This window comes from Paracoccus liaowanqingii (assembly GCF_004683865.2).
Classification (GTDB): Bacteria; Pseudomonadota; Alphaproteobacteria; order Rhodobacterales; family Rhodobacteraceae; genus Paracoccus; species Paracoccus liaowanqingii.
In genome coordinates this window covers 16,414-34,785 of sequence record NZ_CP040763.1, presented here as the reverse complement: position 1 = coordinate 34,785, position 18,372 = coordinate 16,414, and the positions used below count along the sequence as shown (strand labels likewise).

Annotated in this window: 15 protein-coding genes; 9 read left to right on the top strand and 6 right to left on the bottom strand. The window is 69.2% G+C overall.

Annotated elements, in window-relative coordinates; all coding sequences use genetic code 11:
- Positions 1-4: 4 nt before the first annotated feature.
- Positions 5-481: a copper chaperone PCu(A)C gene (locus E4191_RS19925; protein WP_139616133.1), complete on the top strand. Its 477-nt coding sequence runs from the start codon at positions 5-7 to the stop codon at positions 479-481.
- A 52-nt stretch (positions 482-533) separates the two neighbouring features.
- On the opposite strand, the gene E4191_RS19920 is transcribed toward E4191_RS19925, so the two are convergent.
- Positions 534-1,541, bottom strand: a complete 1,008-nt coding sequence (locus E4191_RS19920; RefSeq protein WP_139616132.1) for an SDR family oxidoreductase — start codon at positions 1,539-1,541, stop codon at positions 534-536.
- A gap of 620 nt (positions 1,542-2,161) precedes the next feature.
- Positions 2,162-3,622, bottom strand: coding sequence for a globin-coupled sensor protein (locus tag E4191_RS19915; protein WP_228461879.1), 1,461 nt, complete (start codon positions 3,620-3,622; stop codon positions 2,162-2,164).
- 462 nt (positions 3,623-4,084) lie between these two features.
- Between E4191_RS19915 and E4191_RS19910 the strand changes: the two genes are divergently transcribed.
- Positions 4,085-5,962, top strand: coding sequence for a DNA/RNA non-specific endonuclease (locus tag E4191_RS19910; RefSeq protein ID WP_176562822.1), 1,878 nt, complete (start codon positions 4,085-4,087; stop codon positions 5,960-5,962).
- 36 nt (positions 5,963-5,998) lie between these two features.
- Here E4191_RS19910 and E4191_RS19905 read toward each other — a convergent pair whose 3' ends face one another.
- From E4191_RS19905 to denD, 3 genes are read right to left on the bottom strand one after another with little or no spacing between them, the layout of a single operon-like run.
- The gene (locus E4191_RS19905) at positions 5,999-7,777 is read right to left on the bottom strand and encodes an IlvD/Edd family dehydratase (protein WP_139616129.1); all 1,779 of its coding nucleotides are present in this window, start codon (positions 7,775-7,777) and stop codon (positions 5,999-6,001) included.
- Complete coding sequence (locus E4191_RS19900; protein ID WP_139616128.1) at positions 7,774-8,664, bottom strand: NAD(P)-dependent oxidoreductase; 891 nt, start codon at positions 8,662-8,664, stop codon at positions 7,774-7,776. Before E4191_RS19900 ends, E4191_RS19905 begins: the two co-directional genes overlap by 4 nt.
- Positions 8,661-9,641: a D-erythronate dehydrogenase gene (denD, locus tag E4191_RS19895; protein WP_139616127.1), complete on the bottom strand. Its 981-nt coding sequence runs from the start codon at positions 9,639-9,641 to the stop codon at positions 8,661-8,663. Before denD ends, E4191_RS19900 begins: the two co-directional genes overlap by 4 nt.
- A gap of 112 nt (positions 9,642-9,753) precedes the next feature.
- Here denD and E4191_RS19890 point away from each other — a divergent pair, with 112 nt between their 5' ends.
- From E4191_RS19890 to E4191_RS19860, 7 genes are all read left to right on the top strand, one after another.
- On the top strand, positions 9,754-11,208 hold the full coding sequence (locus E4191_RS19890; RefSeq protein WP_139616274.1) for an FAD-binding oxidoreductase: 1,455 nt from the start codon (positions 9,754-9,756) through the stop codon (positions 11,206-11,208).
- Complete coding sequence (locus E4191_RS19885) at positions 11,205-11,921, top strand: FadR/GntR family transcriptional regulator (protein ID WP_135816367.1); 717 nt, start codon at positions 11,205-11,207, stop codon at positions 11,919-11,921. Before E4191_RS19890 ends, E4191_RS19885 begins: the two co-directional genes overlap by 4 nt.
- A 134-nt stretch (positions 11,922-12,055) precedes the next feature.
- A complete protein-coding gene (locus E4191_RS19880) occupies positions 12,056-13,219 on the top strand; it encodes a fumarylacetoacetate hydrolase family protein (RefSeq protein WP_139616126.1) in 1,164 nt (387 codons plus the stop codon).
- Between the two features lies 1 nt (position 13,220).
- Positions 13,221-13,778: a TRAP transporter small permease gene (locus E4191_RS19875; protein WP_139616125.1), complete on the top strand. Its 558-nt coding sequence runs from the start codon at positions 13,221-13,223 to the stop codon at positions 13,776-13,778.
- Positions 13,775-15,052: a TRAP transporter large permease gene (locus E4191_RS19870; RefSeq protein WP_135816370.1), complete on the top strand. Its 1,278-nt coding sequence runs from the start codon at positions 13,775-13,777 to the stop codon at positions 15,050-15,052. The genes E4191_RS19875 and E4191_RS19870 overlap by 4 nt, the downstream gene beginning before the upstream one ends.
- 25 nt (positions 15,053-15,077) lie before the next feature.
- On the top strand, positions 15,078-16,088 hold the full coding sequence (locus tag E4191_RS19865; RefSeq protein WP_139616124.1) for a DctP family TRAP transporter solute-binding subunit: 1,011 nt from the start codon (positions 15,078-15,080) through the stop codon (positions 16,086-16,088).
- Between the two features lie 77 nt (positions 16,089-16,165).
- Positions 16,166-17,053, top strand: coding sequence for a DMT family transporter (locus E4191_RS19860; RefSeq protein ID WP_228461878.1), 888 nt, complete (start codon positions 16,166-16,168; stop codon positions 17,051-17,053).
- A 4-nt stretch (positions 17,054-17,057) separates the two neighbouring features.
- Here E4191_RS19860 and xylA read toward each other — a convergent pair whose 3' ends face one another.
- The gene (gene xylA, locus E4191_RS19855; protein ID WP_139616123.1) at positions 17,058-18,359 is read right to left on the bottom strand and encodes a xylose isomerase; all 1,302 of its coding nucleotides are present in this window, start codon (positions 18,357-18,359) and stop codon (positions 17,058-17,060) included.
- Positions 18,360-18,372: the final 13 nt, after the last annotated feature.

Here is an 18,372-nt window from a genome sequence, read left to right as displayed (position 1 = left end):
GTCCATGTACCGCATCGCCTTCGCCGCAGCCCTGATCCTGGCCGCCCTGCCCGCCGCCGCCCAGGACGGTCACGACCACCTGGCCGAGGCGCAGGGCCTGCGCATCCTGCACGCCTGGACCCCGGCGACCGCAGGTCCCGAGGCGCTGATCTACATGGAGATCGAGAACGGGTCCGACCAAGCCCTGACCCTCTCCGGCGCGCAGACCGAGGACGGACAGACGGCCCGGCTGGTGGGCTTTGCCTATGCGGGCGGGGTCGAGACCTGGCAGCCCCTGCCCGACATGCCGATCGCCGCCGGACAATATCTGGACCTGGTCCCGCGCGGCCTGGCGCTGCAGCTGTCCGACCTGCCCGCGCCCCTAACCCAAGGGCAGGCGCTGCAGATCGAGGTGATGTTCGGAGAGATCCATCTGGACGTGGCGGTCGAGGTTGAGGCCGCAGGCGCCTCGGCCCACAGCCACGCGGGCCACAGTCACTGATCGCGGTGTCGCGGGGGCACGGCGTCGCCGCCATGCCCCCGGCCGAAAGGTGTCAGCCGCCGGTGGCCTCGAAGACCTGGCCGGTCGAATAGCTGGATTCGCCGCTGGCCAGCAGCACGTAAAGCGGCGCGATCTCGACCGGCTGACCCGGGCGTCCGATCGCCGTGGTGGCGCCGAATTCCGGGATCGCCTCGGGCGGCTGGCCGCCCACGACCTGCAGCGGGGTCCAGAACGGCCCCGGCGCCACCGCATTGACGCGGATCCCGCGCCCGGCCAGCTGCTTGGCCAGCACCTTGGCAAAGATCACGTTCGCCGCCTTGGTCTGGGCATAATCGAACAGGTTCTCGGGCGGCTGGTCGGCCACCACCGACGAGGTGATGATGATCGAGGCGCCCGCCTCCAGATGCGGCAGCGCCGCGCGGGTGATCCAGAAGGGCGCGTAGACATTGGTCTTCATCGTCTGGTCGAAGGTCTGGTCCGAGATCTCGTCGATCGAGGGGGCCGACTGCTGGTAGCCCGCATTGTTGACCAGCACGTCCAGCCCGCCAAGCGCCTCGACCGCCTGCGCGATCAGGTCCTGACAGAAGGCGGGATCGGTGATGTCACCCGGAATGGCGACCGCGCGGCCGCCGGCCTCCTCGATCAGGGCGATGACCTCCTGCGCGTCGGGCTCTTCGTCGGGCAGGTAGTTGATCGCCACATCGGCGCCCTCGCGGGCGAAGGCGATGGCCACGGCGCGGCCGATGCCGCTGTCGCCCCCGGTGATCAGCGCCCGGCGTCCCGCCAGACGGTCCGAACCGCGATAGCTCTCCTCGCCATGGTCGGGCCGCGGGTCCATCTCTCCGGCGAGGCCCGGCCAGTCCTGCTGCTGTTCGGGGAAGGGCGGCTCGGGATAGGCCGTCTGCGGATCGCGCATCCGAGTGAGCGGCGCCGCGCCCGCCGCCGTGTCGGCCTGCTGCGCCTGCGCCGCACCGGCCAGGCCGATGGCGGCAACGCCGCCGGCCATGCCGCCAAAGACTTTCCGGCGGTCGGGATTCTGGGGGGTATCGTCGGTCATCATCTGTCTGTCCTTCGGGTCTGGCGGACGGGGATGTCCTGCCGGGTGCAGGCAGGATCCGTGCCGCCCTTGCACGCGACCACCTATGGGTGGCCCGGTGCGACCCGCAGGCAACCGATCGGGGCGGGGATTGTTCCCGACCCCGGCACGACAGTCCTGCGGTCCCCTGGGCGGAGGCCTCCGCCTCGGCGGGGATGCCGAGCGACAAGACCGGCCCGTTCAGGATGCTGGGCAGCCGCGCCATCGGCCAGTGCCCGAGCATCTTCGGCACGACTGCGATCTTGGCCGCGCGGCCATACGGGAAGGCGGCGATAGGCTGCGAAAGGGGCCATCCATGGTCAGGGGCGCCTGCGGACGAGGATCGCCGTGGTCCATCGCGGGGCCGGGCCGGCGATGACCCGCGCCGGTTACCCCGCAAGTCGCACCCTCGATGCCAGACGTGTCGGACCAAGTAGGTAGGGCGCCATGGTCGAAGACAACCTGACCCCGCCGAGCGCGCCGCGCTCTGCCTTGGCTCAGGGTTGCAAACTCAGCCGAATGCTGCATTGCCGCGCAGATGCCGGGTCATCGACACAACCGTCCACCGAAGCATAGCTCGGGTCGCCTGCGCTTGTCGCGTGCCCTCAGATCGCCTTGCGCCAGCGCGGTGCGGAGGCGGCGTCGCTGGTGACGGTGAAGCGGCTGACCAGGGTGGTCAGGGCCTGCGCCTCGGTGTTCAGAAGCGCGCTGGTGGAGGTGGCCTCCTCGACCATGGCGGCGTTCTTCTGGGTAACTTCGTCAAGATAGCTGACGGCGCTGTTGATCTCGGTGATGCTCAGGGCCTGGCGCTGCGCGGTCGCCGACATCTCGGTGACGATCGTCTCGATATCCTGAAACACCGCGACGATCCGGGCGAGGGTCGTGTCGGTCTCGGTCACCAGCCTGACACCATGGGCGGTCTGCTCGACGCTGCGGTCGATCAGTTCGCGGATGGTGCGCACCGCATCGGCCGAGCGCTGCGCCAAGGCCCGCACCTCGGCCGCGACCACCGCGAAGCCGCGCCCGGCCTCGCCCGCGCGGGCGGCCTCGACCCCGGCATTCAGGGCCAGAAGGCTGGTCTGGAAGGCGATCTCGCTGATGACGCCGATGATCTGCCCCATCTCGCTGGCGCTGGCCGAAACCTCCGCCATGGCGGCCCGGGTCTGATCCATGACCTGGCTGCCTTGGGTCGCCACCTGCCGGGCACGCCCGGCCATCTCTTCGGCAGCACGGCTGCGTGCGGCGGATTCGCGGACCGAGGCGGTCATCTCGTTCAGGGCGGCGGCGGTCTGTTCCAGGCTGGCGGCCTGCTGTTCGGTGCGTCGGGCCATGTCGTTGGATGCGTCCGAGATCCGGCGCGTGCCGGTGCTGATCAGCTGCGCGGATTGCCGCACGGATCCCAGCATCTCGTCGAGGCTGTTCACCGTCTCGTTGAAGCGGGTCCGTTCGGACAGGACCGGCTCCAGCCGGATCGTCATGTCGCCCTCTGCCAGCCGTCCCAAGGCCCCCGAGAGCAGCTCGAAAGCCCGGTGCTGCGTGTCTTCGGCCTCGCGCCGCCGTCCCTCGATCTGCTCCAGATAGGTCGAGATCGACAGGTCGATGTCCAGAAGCGCCGCGCGCATGACCGTCGACAGGTCCGCGGCCAGCTGCCCGCGCGCCGAGGCGGTCAGGGTCCGCCGGTCGGTGACCAGATCGCGGACGATATGGTCCAGGACCAGCCCGTAGCCGCCGATATACCACCGCGGCTCCAGTCCGATCCGGGCATGGACGGCCCCGATGCGGCGAACGGCCAAGGCATAGTCGTCGCCGAACTCGGCCGAGACGATGCGCGCCCAGTGCTGCTGCTGGCTGGTGCGCGCCTTCTGCCGGTGCGGTTCGCTTTCGAAATGCCGGTGCAGGTCCGGCATCTTGGCGATGATCTGGTAGAACTCCTCCAGCGCGGGGGCGACGCTGGACTGAACCTGCGGCGCCAGGGCCCGCAGCCGGGCCTGGGCCTGGGCATCCAGCTTGAGGAATTTCAACCGCTCCTCGAGATGGACGGAGGATGCACCCTTGGAATTGGTCACGGTCGATTCCCTTTGCATGACGCGGGCTGTTCCCTTGGGTCTAGCGCAGAGAGGTTAAGAACCACTCAATCGCGCCGGGGATCGGCCTGCTGTGGCTGCAGGTCGCGTCGCGGGACCGGCAAAGGCCACCCCTGCAAGGCGGTCGGTGTTCAGGCGCGGTCAGGTTGTCGTTCTCTCTCGATTCGATCGAACGGACCGTCGGTGCGGGGGCGCGAGCAGGCGTCGTGATCACGGCGCCGTCCTGCAGAACCTCGGCCAGGTAGACATGTCTTCTGCGGCGGTGTCCTCAGCTCTGGACTTGCAAAGACCTCATAACGGCCATGCCCGATCCTCGCGACCGTTCTGCGACCAAGCGGTCGGGAGCCCGCAGGACTGATCCCCGGGCTTGTGGGCGCGGGCCGGAGGCCGCAGGGTTTCGACATCCGGGGAATCGCCATGCCGGGCAAAGCGGGGACGCGCAGGATGTTTCGCAGCCAGATCGACCAGGTCCGCCACAGCACCCCCGATTTCGAGGACCGCGCAGCCGCGATCCTCGAGGCGCGGCGCCGCATGACCCAGCCTGCGGGCCTTCTGGCGGCAGAGGCACTGCGGCCCGAGGCGCTTGGCCGTCACGGCCTGGCCGAGGCCATCGTGCTGGCCCGGCTGCGCCCGGCCTTCTTCGTGAAGCCATCGGGCATCGACACGGCCGACGCGATCGAGGCCGATCCCCGGCTGCTGGCGCTGGTCACCGGCAATGCAGCCCTGCTGCATGCGGCATCCCGGGGCGTCGGGCGCATCGACCTGCTGCATCATCCCAGCCTGCCCTTTGCAGGCACGGGCTTCCTGATCGACGACACGCTGGCCGTCACCAACCGCCATGTGGCTGCGGTCTTTGCCGAGGACCTGCGCGGCGGATACCGGATGCGCCCGGGCCGGTTCGGAACCCCGATGGAGGCGCGGCTGGACTATCACGGCTTCGTCGGGACGGAGACGCGCCTGCATGCCGAGGTCACCGGCATCCTTTACATCGCCCGCGACCACGAGCCCGACTTCGCCCTTCTGCGCGTCGCCCCCCAGGGGGCCGCGACCCCGCTGGAGCTGCTGGGCGTCCCGCCCCTGCGCGACCGCCGCCCCGCCGTGGCGGTGATCGGATATCCCGCCGAGGACGGCAGCCGCAACGACCCGGACCTGATGGACGAGGTGTTCCGCGGCCGCTACGGGGTCAAGCGCCTCGCCCCGGGCTTCGTGTCCGACTACAGCCGCGACGCGCCGGTGCTGATGGCGGATTATTCGTCCCTGGGCGGCAATTCCGGCTCTCCGGTCGTGGCGCTGGAGGATGGGCGCGTGCTGGGGCTGCATTTCGCGGGCCGCTTCCTGGAGGCCAACCACGCCGTCACCGCCGACGTGATCGCGGCCGCCCGCCGGGCCGTCCTAACGCGCCTGCCGGGAACCGCCCTGCCGGACATGGACGCGCCCGGACCCGAGGCGCCCGTTTCGCCTGGCGCCAGCTTCGCCAAGCGCAACGGCTATGATCCGGACTTCTTGGGGACGGGCGATCTGTCGGTGCCGCTGCCGGGGCTTGGCCCGTGGCAGGCCGCGCCGGTCAGCGACGCGGCGGACGGGGTGCTGCGCTATCGCAACTTCTCGGTCATCCAGTCCGCCGCCCGGCGCCTGCCCCTGCTGACGGCGGTCAACATCGACGGCGCGCTGGCACGGCGGCTGAAGCGGCGGGGCAGCTGGCGGCTGGACGGGCGGCTGGACCTGGCCCACCAGATCGGGAACGAGCTCTATCTGCGCAACGCGCTGGATCGCGGCCACATGGTCCGGCGCCGCGACCCCGGTTGGGGGCCCGGGGCCGCAGAGGCCGAGGGCGATACGTTCCACTATACCAACTGCGCGCCGCAGCACGAGGATTTGAACCAGAGGGACTGGCTGGGGCTGGAGGATTACATCCTCGAGGCCGCCGAGACGCGCGATTTCCGCGTCTCGGTCCTGACCGGCCCGGTCTTTCGCGACACCGACCGCCGCCTGACCGCGCAGCCCGGCGCCGAGGACGTGCCCATCCCCGAGGAGTTCTGGAAGATCGCCGTCATGGTCCATGCCGACACGGGGCGGCTGTCCGCGACGGGCTATGTGCTGTCGCAGGGGCGGATGATCCGCCCGCTGGTCGAAAGCGCCTTCGTCTATGGCAGCTACCGGACCTATCAGCTGCCGCTTGCACGGATCGGCGCCGAGACGGGGCTGGCCTTCGGTGCGCTGCTGGAGGCCGACCCCCTGGGCGGTCCGCCGGGCGAGACGGCCCTGGCAGAGGTGGCGCGGATCATCGACGGGCCGGACAGCCTGGTTCTTTCACCGCGCTGACGGGGGGCAAGGGGTCGGGCCCCTTGCCCCGCCCCCTCAGTGATTGTGGCGCGGCAGGGCCTCGGAGAGGCGCGAGAACGCGTCCGCCCCCTCGATCGTCGCGCCGCGATCCAGCTGCGTGACCGTCTCGCGATAGATCTTCTGCCACGGCGTGGCCGAGGCGGGCACCGCGGGGATGCCCTCGGCCCGGCGGGCGGCGATCTGCGCCTCGTCCACCAGCATGTCGCAGCGGCCTTGGTTCAGGTCGATGCGGATGCGGTCGCCCGTCCTCAGCCAGGCCAGCCCCCCGCCCGCCGCGCTTTCCGGCGAGGCGTTCAGGATGGACGGGCTGTCGGCGGTGCCCGATTGCCGCCCGTCGCCGATGGTGGGCAGGCTGCGGATGCCCGCGCGGATCAGCCGGTCGGGCGGCTGCATGTTCACCACCTCGGCCGCCCCGGGCCAGCCGAGCGGCCCGGCCCCGCGGATCACCAGGATGGAGTCCGCGTCAATGGCCAGCGCGGGATCGTTGATCCGCGCGTGGTAATCGGCGGAGCCGTCGAAGACGAAGGCAGTGCCCTCGAAGATGTTCTCGCGCCCCGGTTCGGACAGGTAGCGGGTGCGGAAATCCTCGGATATCGCGCTGGTCTTCATGATCGCGAAATCGAACAGGTTGCCGCGCAGGACCAGAAAGCCCGCGCGGTCCATCATCGGGGCGCCGAAGGGCTTGATGACCTCGCGGTCCGTGCTTTCGCGGCCGAAGAGGTTCTCGGCCATGGTCTTGCCCGTCACGGTCGGGCAGTCGCCGTCCAGCAACCCGGCCTGCAGCAACTCCCACATCACGGCAGGCACGCCGCCCGCGCGGTGGAAGCGTTCGCCCAGCCACGCACCCGAGGGCTGGACATTGGCCAGCAGCGGCACGTCATAGCCGTGAAGCTGCCAGTCCTCGGGGTCCAGCCGGACCCCCGCGTGCAGCGCCATGGCCATCAGATGCGGCTGCGCATTGGTCGACCCGCCGATGGCCGAGTTCAGGCGGATCGCGTTCAGGAAGGCCGCCCGGGTCAGGATGGCCGAGGGGCGGATGTCCTGGCGCACCAGTTCCACCGCGCGCAGCCCGGTACGATAGGCAATCTGGCCGCGTTCCCGATAGGCCGCCGGGATCGCCGCACAGCCGGTCAGCGACATGCCAAGCGCCTCGGCGATGGCGTTCATCGTGGAGGCCGTGCCCATCGTGTTGCAATGGCCGATGGAGGGTGCGCTGTCCAAGGCGGTCTGCAGGAACTCGTCGCGGGTGATCTCTCCGGCCGACAGCTTGCGGCGCGATTGCCAGATGACGGTGCCGGACCCGACCAGCTTGCCCTCGTGCCAGCCGTCCAGCATCGGCCCGCCCGACAGCACGATGGCGGGCAGATCGACCGTCGCCGCCGCCATGATGGCCGAGGGCGTGGTCTTGTCGCAGCCCGTGGTCAGCACCACCCCGTCGAACGGGTAGCCATAGAGCAGCTCGACCAGCCCCAGATAGGCCAGGTTGCGGTCCAGCGCTGCGGTGGGACGCTTGCAGTTCTCGAACAGCGGATGGCTGGGAAATTCGATCGGGATGCCGCCCGCGTCGCGGATGCCGTCGCGCACGCGCTTGGCCAGATCCAGATGGTGGCGGTTGCAGGGGTTCAGGTCGCTGCCCGACTGCGCGATGCCGATGATCGGCTTGCCCGACCGCAGCTCCTCGGGCGTGGTGCCGTAGTTCATGAAGCGTTCAAGATAGAGCGCGGTCATGTCGGCATGGTCGGGATTGTCGAACCAGTCCTGCGACCGCAGGCGGCGGGGGGGCGTCTCGGTCATGTCGGGTCCTTCCGGCGGGGGGCGGGGTTCATGGCCTCCAGATGCAGCAGCAGCCCGCTGTGATCGGCCTCGCCATGGCCCGCGGCGACGAAATCGGTGAAGGAGGCGCGCACGCTTTCCGTCAGGGGCAGGGTCAGGCCGGTATCTGCGGCCAGATCGGCGACCGAGTTCAGGTCCTTCAGCTGCAGGCGCGACAGCCCGCCGGGCGCAAAATCGCGCGCGACCATGCGCCCGCCATGCAGCTCCAGGATGCGGCTTTCGGCGAATCCGCCCCGGATCGCGTCGCGGAACTTGGCGCGGTCGGCGCCGCCGGCCTCGACCAGCATCATCGCCTCGGCCACGGCGCCGATGGTGACGGCGACGATCTGCTGGTTGGCCAGCTTGCAGACCTGCCCGGCCCCCGAGGGTCCGACATGGGTCAGCCGCCCAAGCGGCACCATCACGGGGGCGATGCGGTCGATGACCGCCGCCTCGCCTCCGGCCATCAGGGCCAGCGACCCGGCCTGGGCTCCCGCCACCCCGCCCGAGACGGGGCAGTCGACATGGTCGATCCCCATCGACGCCAGCCGCTGTGCGTGGTCGCGGGCGATGGGCGGCGCGATGGACGAGGTGTCGATGACGACGGCGCCGGGCGCCATCGCCCCCGCCACGCCGCGCTCGAACAGCACCGCCGCCACGGCGGGCCCGTCCGACAGCATGGTGAAGACGACCTCGGCCCCCGCCACCGCCTGCGCGGGGTCGGGGGCGACCGTGGCCCCGTCCGCCGCCAGCGCCTGCGCCTTCTCGGGCGCGCGGTTCCAGACGGTCACGGCATGACCTGCGGCCAGCAGGCGCCGCACCATCGGCGCGCCCATCAACCCGGTTCCCAGAAAGGCGATCTTGGTCATGCGCGGTCCCCCAGCTCATCCTCGATATGCGCGCGGATGATGTCGTCGAAACTGTCTTCGGCGACAAAGCCCAGCTCGCGGGCGCGGGTGGCGGTGAAGCCGGGCGCCCAGCCCTCGCACATGGCGGTGATGGCCGGGTCGGGCTCGCGGCGGATCAGCGCCACGGCCTCGTCGCCCGCCACGCGGCGCAGCGCCTCGATCTGCTCGCCCACGGTGGCGGACAGGCCCGGCATGGACAGGCTGCGCCGCGCGCCCAAGCGCGACAGGTCCATCGTCGCGGCACGGATCATGAAGCCCACGGCGGATCGGGGCGAGGTGTGCCAGTGCCGGATCGTGTCCGGGACCGGCAGCACGGCGGGCTTGCCCACCAGAGGCTCGCGCAGGATGTTGGAGAAGAAGCCCGAGGCAGCCTTGTTGGGCAGGCCGGGGCGGATGCAGATTGTCGGCAGCCGGATGCCGATGCCGTCGAGGAAGCCGTGGCGGCTGTAATCGGCCAGCAGCAGCTCGCTGATCGCCTTCTGCGTGCCATAGCTGGTCAGGGGCGTCGTGTGGAACTCGTCCGGGATGGGATAGGGCAGGGGCGCGCCCACCACCGCGATGGACGAGGCGAAGACCACGCGCGGGCAGTATCCATCCAGCACATGGGCCATCCGGATCGCCTCGAACAGGTCGCGGGTGCCGTCCAGGTTGATGCGATAGCCCTTCTCGAAATCGGCCTCGGCCTCGCCCGAGACGATGGCCGCGAAATGAAAGATCACGTCGGGCCGCGGCGCGATCAGCCGCGCGGCGGTGCCCGGCGCGGAGAGGTCGGCGGCCACGCAGTCCGTCTTGTTGGCAAGCTCCACGGGCGCGTCGGGCGCCATGATGTCGACCAGCGTCAGCGTGTCGACCGGCCGGCCCGCCAGCCCGTCGCGCGCCAGCCGTTCGGTCAGCTTCCGGCCCAGCATGCCTCCGGCACCGATGGTCAGGATATGCATGTCGGGTCTCCTCCTCAGATCCGGGTGGCATTTCTGCGCGGCCAGATTAGTATGATTGTCTGACGACCTGCAACATGAACATCCGGGAGGGATCGGGGTGGCCGAGGCAGAGATGATCGCGCATGACACGACGACCGGCGCGGACGCCGACCCCCGCGTGGCGCAGCTGGTGCATGCCCTGGGTGCCGATGTCGTGCAGTCGGGCGCGGCGGTGGCCCCCTATTGCCGCGACTGGCATGGCGACGTCCAAGGCGGCGCGGTGGCGGTCCTGCGCCCGCGCGACACGGCGGGCGTGCAGGCCTGCGTGCGGGCCGCCGTGGCGCTGGACCTGGCCATCGTGCCGCAGGGCGGCAATACCGGGCTGGTGCTGGGCGCCATTCCCGACGCGCCCGGCGCGCAGGTGGTCCTGTCGCTGGACCGGATGACCCGCATCCGCGACCTGGATCCCGACAACTTCTCGGCGGTGGTCGAGGCGGGGGTGGTGCTGCAAAGCCTGCGCGATGCCGCCGCCGCCCAAGGGCTGGCCTTTCCCCTGTCGCTTGGCGCCCAAGGCAGCTGCCGGATCGGCGGGAACGTGTCGACCAATGCGGGGGGCGTCAACGTCCTGCGCCACGGCATGACGCGCGAGCTGGTGCTGGGGCTGGAGGTGGTCCTGCCCGACGGGCAGGTCTTCGACGGGCTGTCGAAGCTGCGCAAGGACAATCGCGGGATCGACCTGAAGCAGCTGTTCATCGGCGCCGAGGGCACGCTTGGCATCATCACCGCCGTCTCCGTCAAGCTGCTGCCCGCGCCCGACCGCGTGGCCACCGCGCTGGTCGCACTGCCCCGGCTGGAGGATGCGATCGGCCTCTATCGCCGCGCGCGGCGGGAGTGCTGCGATCTGATGTCGGCCTTCGAATTCATGCCGCCGCTGGCCTTCACCCTGGCGCGCGAGGCGATGCCCGATCTGGCGCTGCCGATGGACCCGACCCACCCCGCCTATGCACTGATCGAGATCGCGGGCTCGGGCCTTGTCGATATCGACGACCTGATGACGCGGTTCCTGGAGGGCGCGTTCCAGGACGGGCTGGCGCTGGACGGGGTGATCGCGCAGTCGCAGGCGCAGGCCGCCAGCCTGTGGGCGGTGCGCGAGGGGATGAACATGGGCCAGGCGCAGCGGGGGCGGCATTTCCGCAGCGACGTCTCGGTCCCCCTCTCCAGGCTGGCCCGGTTCGTGGCCGAGGCCGAGGCGGCGATCACGGCGCAGCTGTCCGGCGTGGTCTGCGTGTCCTACGGCCATGTCGGCGACGGGAACGTGCATCTGAACGTGCTGCCCGATCAGGCGCTTGGGCCAAAGGGGGTCGACGCGCAGATCCTGGCCGCGAAGAAGATCCTGAACACGGTGCTGGACCGCTACGAGGGCTCGATCAGCGCCGAGCATGGCATCGGGCGGCTGAAACGGGAGGATTTCGAGGCCCGCCTGCCCGGGACGCAGCGGGCCCTGCTGACGGCCATCAAGGGTGCGCTGGACCCGGGGCGGGTGATGAACCCGGGCTGCCAGCTGACCCTGAGCGGAGCGGAGCGATGAGCCAGTCCCCCACCCCGATCAGCCGCACCCAGCATCTGCCCGCCCGGATCGCCGGCCAGTTCGCCCGGCAGATCCAGCAGGGAGAGTTGAAGCCCGGCGACCGCCTGCCCACCGAAAACGCCATGTCCAAGAACTTCGGCGTCAGCCGCACGGTCATCCGCGAGGCCATCGCCCAGCTGCGCAACGAGGGCATGATCGAGACGCGCCAAGGCGTCGGCGCCTTCGTCATCGACCGGCCCACCCGGCACATTCGGCTGGATGACGGCGCCCAGATGGAGGGCCATGATTTCCGCGACCTCTTCCAGCTGCGCGTCCCGCTGGAGATCGAGGCGGCGGGGCTGGCCGCCACCTATCATCGCCCCGACCACCTGCGGCAGATGGACGAGGCGCTGGTCCGCATGTCCGCCACCGGCGAGAATGCCGAGGACGGGATCCTCGCCGATCTGGACTTTCACCGCACCATCGCGGCGGCCACCGGCAACGACTACTTCGTGCAGTTCCTGGGCGCCGTGTCGGACCGCATCCTGCAGACCATCGTCACCTCGCGCGAACGCATCCGCCTGGACGAGATCGTGGCGGTCGTGAACCGGGAGCATGTCGCGCTCCGCGACGCCATCGCCGCCCGCGATCCGACCCGGGCGCGCGCCGCCATGCGCGCGCACATGGCGGGCTCGGCGGCGCGCATCGCGCTGCGGCTGGAATTCTATTCCTGAACTGATCGGTTCGGGTTTATGAAATAAAGGAGTGGACAGCCCGCCGGGGCCACGATTAGGGTCGAGTCATCTTGTTGTCTGACAAAGTCGGACGGCACGGCGTTGGAGGATGCCGGGATATCAGGGGGATTGATTTGACGTTGCAGCATGCCTTGGCCGCCGATGCGGTCCTGCCCGACGATGCCGACCGGGCGACCCTCGTGGGCCGGGTCTGGTCCGACCGGCAGGGCGGCCCTTGCCCCGTCGCCCTGCGCCAGGGCCGGGTCCATGACCTGAGCGGCGTGTCGGCCACCATGTCGGGCCTGCTGGAACGCGACGACCTGGCTTCGGTGCTGGCGGGCGATCTGCCCGATCTGGGGCCGTTGGACGGTTTCCTGGACGGCAGCGCCGGTCGGCTGCTGGCGCCCATCGACCTTCAGGCCGTCAAGGCCGCCGGCGTCACCTTCGCCGACAGCATGCTGGAACGCGTGATCGAGGAGCAGGCGCGCGGCGACAGCGCCCGCGCCGCCGAGATCCGGACCCGGCTGGCCCCCGTGATAGGAGACAGCCTGCGCGGCGTGCAGGCCGGGTCCGACAAGGCCGCCGAGGTCAAGGCGCTGCTGCAGCAGATGGACCTGTGGTCGCAATATCTGGAAGTGGGCATCGGCCCGGATGCCGAGATCTTCACCAAGGCGCAGCCGATGTCGTCGATGGGCTGCGGCGATCTGGTGGGCATCCACCCGATGTCCGAATGGAACAACCCCGAGCCCGAGGTGGTCTTGGTCATCCGCTCGGACGGCGCCATCGTCGGCGCGACGCTTGGCAACGACGTGAACCTGCGCGACGTCGAGGGAAGGTCTGCCCTGCTTCTGGGCAAGGCCAAGGACAACAACGCCTCCTGCGCGATCGGGCCCTTCATCCGGCTGTTCGACGACCATTTCACCCAAGGCGATCTGGACCGCGCGACCGTGTCGCTGCGGGTCGCGGGGACGGACGGGTTCGAGATGACCGGCGAAAGCCCGATGGCCGCGATCAGCCGCACGCCCACCGACCTGGCCGGGCAGCTTCTGAACCGCTCGCATCAGTATCCCGACGGGGCGGTGCTGTTCCTGGGGACCATGTTCGCGCCCGTCAAGGACCGGCGCGGCGCGGGACAGGGCTTCACCCACGAGACCGGCGACCGGGTCGAGATCGCCTCGCCGCATCTGGGACGGCTGGTCAACTGGGTCGAGCGCACCGACCGCTGCCCCGAATGGACCTTCGGCACCGTGGCCCTGATGCGCAACCTGGTCGCGCGCGGCCTGGGCGAGAGGATCTGAGATGTCGCGCGCGTCACAGCTGTTCTTCCGCTTCCTCGACATCCTTCTGGCGCTTCTGATCGCCAGCATGGCGCTGATGGTCTTCGTCAATGTCGTCATGCGCTACACGATGAACTCGGGCTTTCCCCTGTCGGACGAGCTGTCGCGGTTCGCCTTCGTCTGGCTGACCTTCATCGGCGCGGTCGTCGTCTATCACCACCGCCAGCACATGGGGATGGAGACGGTCGTGGCGCAGTTCGGCGATCGCGGGCGGCTGGTGCTGATGGGCATCTCGGACCTGATGATCCTGGGCTGCGCGGGCGTGCTGACGCATGGCACCTGGAAGCAGCTGCCCATCAACGCCTCCATGAGCGCGCCCGTCTCGGGCCTGTCGATGGCCTGGGTCTACGGGATCGGGCTGTTCACCGGCGCGGGCATCATCCTGATCACGCTGGAGCGGCTGTTCCGCCTGGCCACGGGCCGCATCACCACGGCCGAACTGCGCGGCTTCGGAGGCGAGATGGAGGACCTGTACGACAGTCCCGCCAAGAGCCTCAAGGCAGGGGAGCGCGGGGAATGACCCTTCTGGTCTTCATCGTCTCGCTTCTGGGCGCGATGTCTCTTGGCGTGCCGGTCGCCTTCGCGCTGATCTTCTGCGGCGTGATCCTGATGTCCTTCATGGGCATGTTCAACACGCAGATCATCGCGCAGAACATGCTGATCGGCGCCGACACCTTCACGCTGCTGGCGATCCCCTTCTTCATCCTGGCCGGAGAGCTGATGAACAAGGGCGGGCTGTCGACCCGCATCATCGAATTCGCGATCACCTGCGTGGGCCATATCCGCGGCGGGCTGGGGCTGGTGGCGATCATCGCCGCCGTGATCATGGCCTCGATCTCGGGCTCGGCGGCCGCAGACACGGCGGCTCTGGCCGCGATCCTGATCCCGATGATGGCGCGCGCAGGCTACAACGTGCCCCGCTCCGCCGGGCTGATCGCGGCGGGCGGCGTCATCGCGCCGGTCATCCCGCCGTCGATGGCCTTCATCATCTTCGGCGTGGCGGCCAACGTGTCCATCAGCCAGCTGTTCATGGCGGGGATCGTGCCCGGCATGCTGATGGGCGTCGCGCTGGTCATCACCTGGCTGATCGTGGCCCGGAACGACGATGTCGAGACGCTGCCCCGCGCCGGATGGGCCGAACGGGGCCGCGCCTCGGGCCGGGCCATCTGGGCGCTCGGCATGCCGGTCATCATTTTGGGCGGCATCAAGATGGGCGTCGTCACGCCCACCGAAGCCGCCGTCATCGCCGCCTTCTACGCGCTGTTCGTGGGCATGGTCGTCTATGGCGAACTGAAGCTGCGCGACCTGCCCGAGGTGCTGATCTCGGCCGGGCGGACGACGGCGGCGATCATGTTCCTGGTCTGCGCGGCGCTGGTCTCGGCCTGGCTGATCACCGCGGCCAACATCCCCAACGAGATCGCCGCCTATATCGAGCCGCTGATCGAGAACCCCAAGCTGTTGATGCTGGTCATCATGCTGCTGATCCTGGTGGTGGGCACGGCGCTGGACCTGACGCCCACGATCCTGATCCTGACGCCGGTCCTGATGCCCATCGTCATCAAGGCGGGGATCGACCCGGTCTATTTCGGGGTCATGTTCATCATGAACTGCTGCATCGGGCTGCTGACGCCGCCGGTGGGCGTGGTGCTGAACGTGGTCAGCGGCGTGGGCCGGGTGCCGCTCGGCAAGGTGATCCGCGGCGTCTGGCCGTTCCTGATCGCACAGATCCTGGTGATCCTGCTGCTGGTGGCATTCCCCAGCATCGTGATCGTCCCGGCACGATGGTTCTACTGATTTCAGATTTCCAAGGGAGGAAACCATGACACGTTCCGTATTGAAGGCCGCCTTGTGCCTGACCACCGCCATGGCCGTGGCCAGCCCCGCGCTGGCCGAGTTCACCGAACGCACGTTCCGCGTCTCGAACGGCATCAACGAGGATCACCCCGTCGCCACCGGCATGGCCGCGATGCAGGAATGCCTGGACGAGGCGACCGGCAGCATGATGGAGATGCAGGGCTTCTGGGGCGGCGCGCTTGGCGGCGACCTGCAGGCCACGCAGGCCGTCCGCTCGGGCCTGCAGGAGGCGGTCGTGACCTCCTCCTCGCCGCTGGTGGGGATGGTGCCCGCGCTTGGCGTCTTCGACCTGCCCTTCCTGTTCCGCACCCCGGAAGAGGCCTATGCCGTCATGGACGGCCCTTTCGGCGACAGCCTGAACGAAAAGCTGGACGCCGTCGGGCTGGTCAACCTGGCCTATTGGGAGAACGGCTTCCGCAACATGTCGAACTCGCAGCGGCCCATCGAGACGTGGGAGGATTTCGAGGGGATGAAGGTTCGCGTCATGCAGAACAACATCTTCCTGGACACCTTCTCGAACTTCGGGGCCAACGCCACGCCGATGTCCTTCGGCGAGGTGTTCTCGGCGCTGGAGACGAAGGCCATCGACGCGCAGGAAAACCCCTACGTCACCATCGACACCTCGCGCTTCTACGAGGTGCAGGAATACATCAGCGAGACCAAGCACGCTTACACGCCGTTCCTGTTCCTCTTCTCGAAGGCGATCTTCAACAGCTACTCGCCCGAGGAACAGCAGGCCCTGCGCGACTGCGCCATCGTCGGGCGCGACGTGGAACGCGCGGCCATCCAGGAACTGAACCTGGCGTCGCTCGCCAAGATGGAAGAGGCGGGCCTGCAGTTCAACACCATCACCCCCGAGAACCAGGAGGAGATGCTGGCCAAGTCGCAGGTCGTCTACGAGAGCCACAAGGAGGCGATCGGTGCCGATGTCGTCGAGCAGGTCCAGGCCACGCTGGCCGAGCTGCGCGCCGAATAACCCCCGGCATCCGTCCTTGAAAGGGGCGCCCGGACCGGATCCGGGCGCCCCGTCCACCTGCGGGGTCCTTTCACACGATGCTGTCCTCCCTGTCCGGCAACAAGGCCGGTGCGCTGCTGATGCTTCTGGGCATGGCGGCCTTCGCGGCCAATGATGCCATCGGCAAGTGGCTGGTCGCCGATTACGGCGTGGCGCAGGTCATCCTGCTGCGGTCGCTGGCGGCCCTGGTGATGATGGCGCCCTTCCTGATGCGGGGCGGCCGGATGATCGCGCGCCTGAGCGCAGCCCCCCGCCCCCGCCTGCAGGCCCTGCGCGCGGTCTGCGCCACGGCCGAGGTCTTCTGCTTCTACCTCGCGGTCTTCTACATGCCGCTGGCCGATGTGATGGCCTTCTGGATGGCCGCGCCGATCTATGTCGTCGCCATCTCGCCCTTCCTTCTGGGCGAGCGGGTGGGCGCGCGGACCTGGGGCGCGGTGGCCGTGGGTTTCGTGGGCGTGCTGATCCTGCTGGCGCCGTCGCTGCAGGTCTCGGGGCCGGGGGTGGTCTTCGCCCTGCTGGGCACGATGGCCTTCGCGGGCATCATGCTGCTGGGACGGTCCCTGCGCGAGACGCCCGACCGCGACCTGGTGCTGTTCCAATTGGGGGCGGCGGCGATCGCGGGGCTGGTGCTGGCGCCCTTCGACTGGACGCCGCTGCGCTCGGGCGGGGATCTGGCGCTGCTGTTCCTGCTGGGCGTGGTGGCGACGATGGCGCATATGCTGGTCACCCGCGCGCTGAAGCTGGCCGATGCCTCGGTCGTGGCGCCGCTGCAATATTCACTGCTGGTCTGGGGCGCGCTGTTCGGCTTCACCGTCTTCGGCGACGTGCCCGCGCCCGGCATGGCCCTGGGCGCGGCGCTGATCGTGGGATCTGGGCTGATCGTGCTGCGCCGCCCCCCGCGCAGACCCGCCGGGGACGGCGCCTGATCCCTCAGACGAAGCGGTTGACCCAGTTCTCCAGCCGCTCCTGCCGGCCGGACCGGGGCTGCGGGTCGATGCCCTGCGCCTCGACCGCCGCGGCGATCTCGTCCAGTGGCTGGTCCAGAAGCGCCCGTCCGTCGGGCGCGTCCCAGCCCGCATAGCGGTCCTGCCGGGCGCGTTCCAGCCCGCCATCCTCCAGCATCGCGGCGGCGGCCTTCAGGCCCCGGGCGCAGACGTCGATGGCGCCGACATGCGAGAGGATCAGGTCCTCGGGGTCCAGCGACTGCCGCCGCACGCGGCTGTCGTAATTCGTGCCGCCGGTGGTGAAGCCGCCCGCGCGCAGCACCTCGTAATAGGCCAGCGCGATCTCGGGGGTGTTGTTGGGAAACTGGTCCGTGTCCCAGCCCGACTGGTAGTCGTTGCGGTTCATGTCGATGGAGCCCAGCATGTCCAGCGAGGCCGCCAGCGCCAACTCGTGCTCGAAGGAATGGCCCGCCAGGATCGCATGGCCCTGTTCGATGTTCAGCTTGACCTCACCCTCCAGCCCGAAGCGCTTGAGAAACCCGTAGACGGTGGCGACGTCGAAATCATACTGGTGCTTGGCGGGTTCCTGCGGCTTGGGCTCGATCAGGATGGTGCCCTCGAAGCCGATCTTGTGCTTGTACTCGACGACCTTGGACAGGAACCGCCCGGCCTGCTCGGCCTCGCGGGTCAGATCGGTGTTCAGCAGCGTCTCGTAACCCTCGCGCCCGCCCCACAGCACATAGTTCTCGCCATTCAGGCGGTGCGTGACGTCCATGCAGGACTTCACGCAGGCGGCGGCATAGGCAAAGACCTCGGGGTCGGGATTGGTCGCGGCCCCGGCCATCCAGCGGCGATGGCTGAACATGTTCGCCGTGCCCCAGAGCAGCTTCGTGCCGGTCTGTTCCATCTTGGCCGCGAAGACATCGCAGATCTCGTCCAGATTGCGGCGGCTTTCGGCGAAAGTCGCGCCCTCGGGGCGGACATCGGCGTCGTGGAAGCAGAAATAGGGCTGGCCCAGGATCGCGAACATCTCGAAGGCGGCGTCGGCCTTGCGGCGCGCGGCCTCCATCGTGTCGCCGTACCACGGGCGGTCGAAGGTGCGCCCGCCGAAGGGATCGGCGCCCTCATAGGCCAGGCTGTGCCAATAGGCGACGGCCAGGCGCAGGTGATCCTCCATCCGCTTGCCCATGACCACCTCGTCGGGGTCGTAATGGCGGAAGGCGAATTCGTTCGTGCTGTCGGGGCCCTCGAAACGGATGGGCGCGATGTCGTGGAAATAGCCGGTCATGATGGTCCTCGTT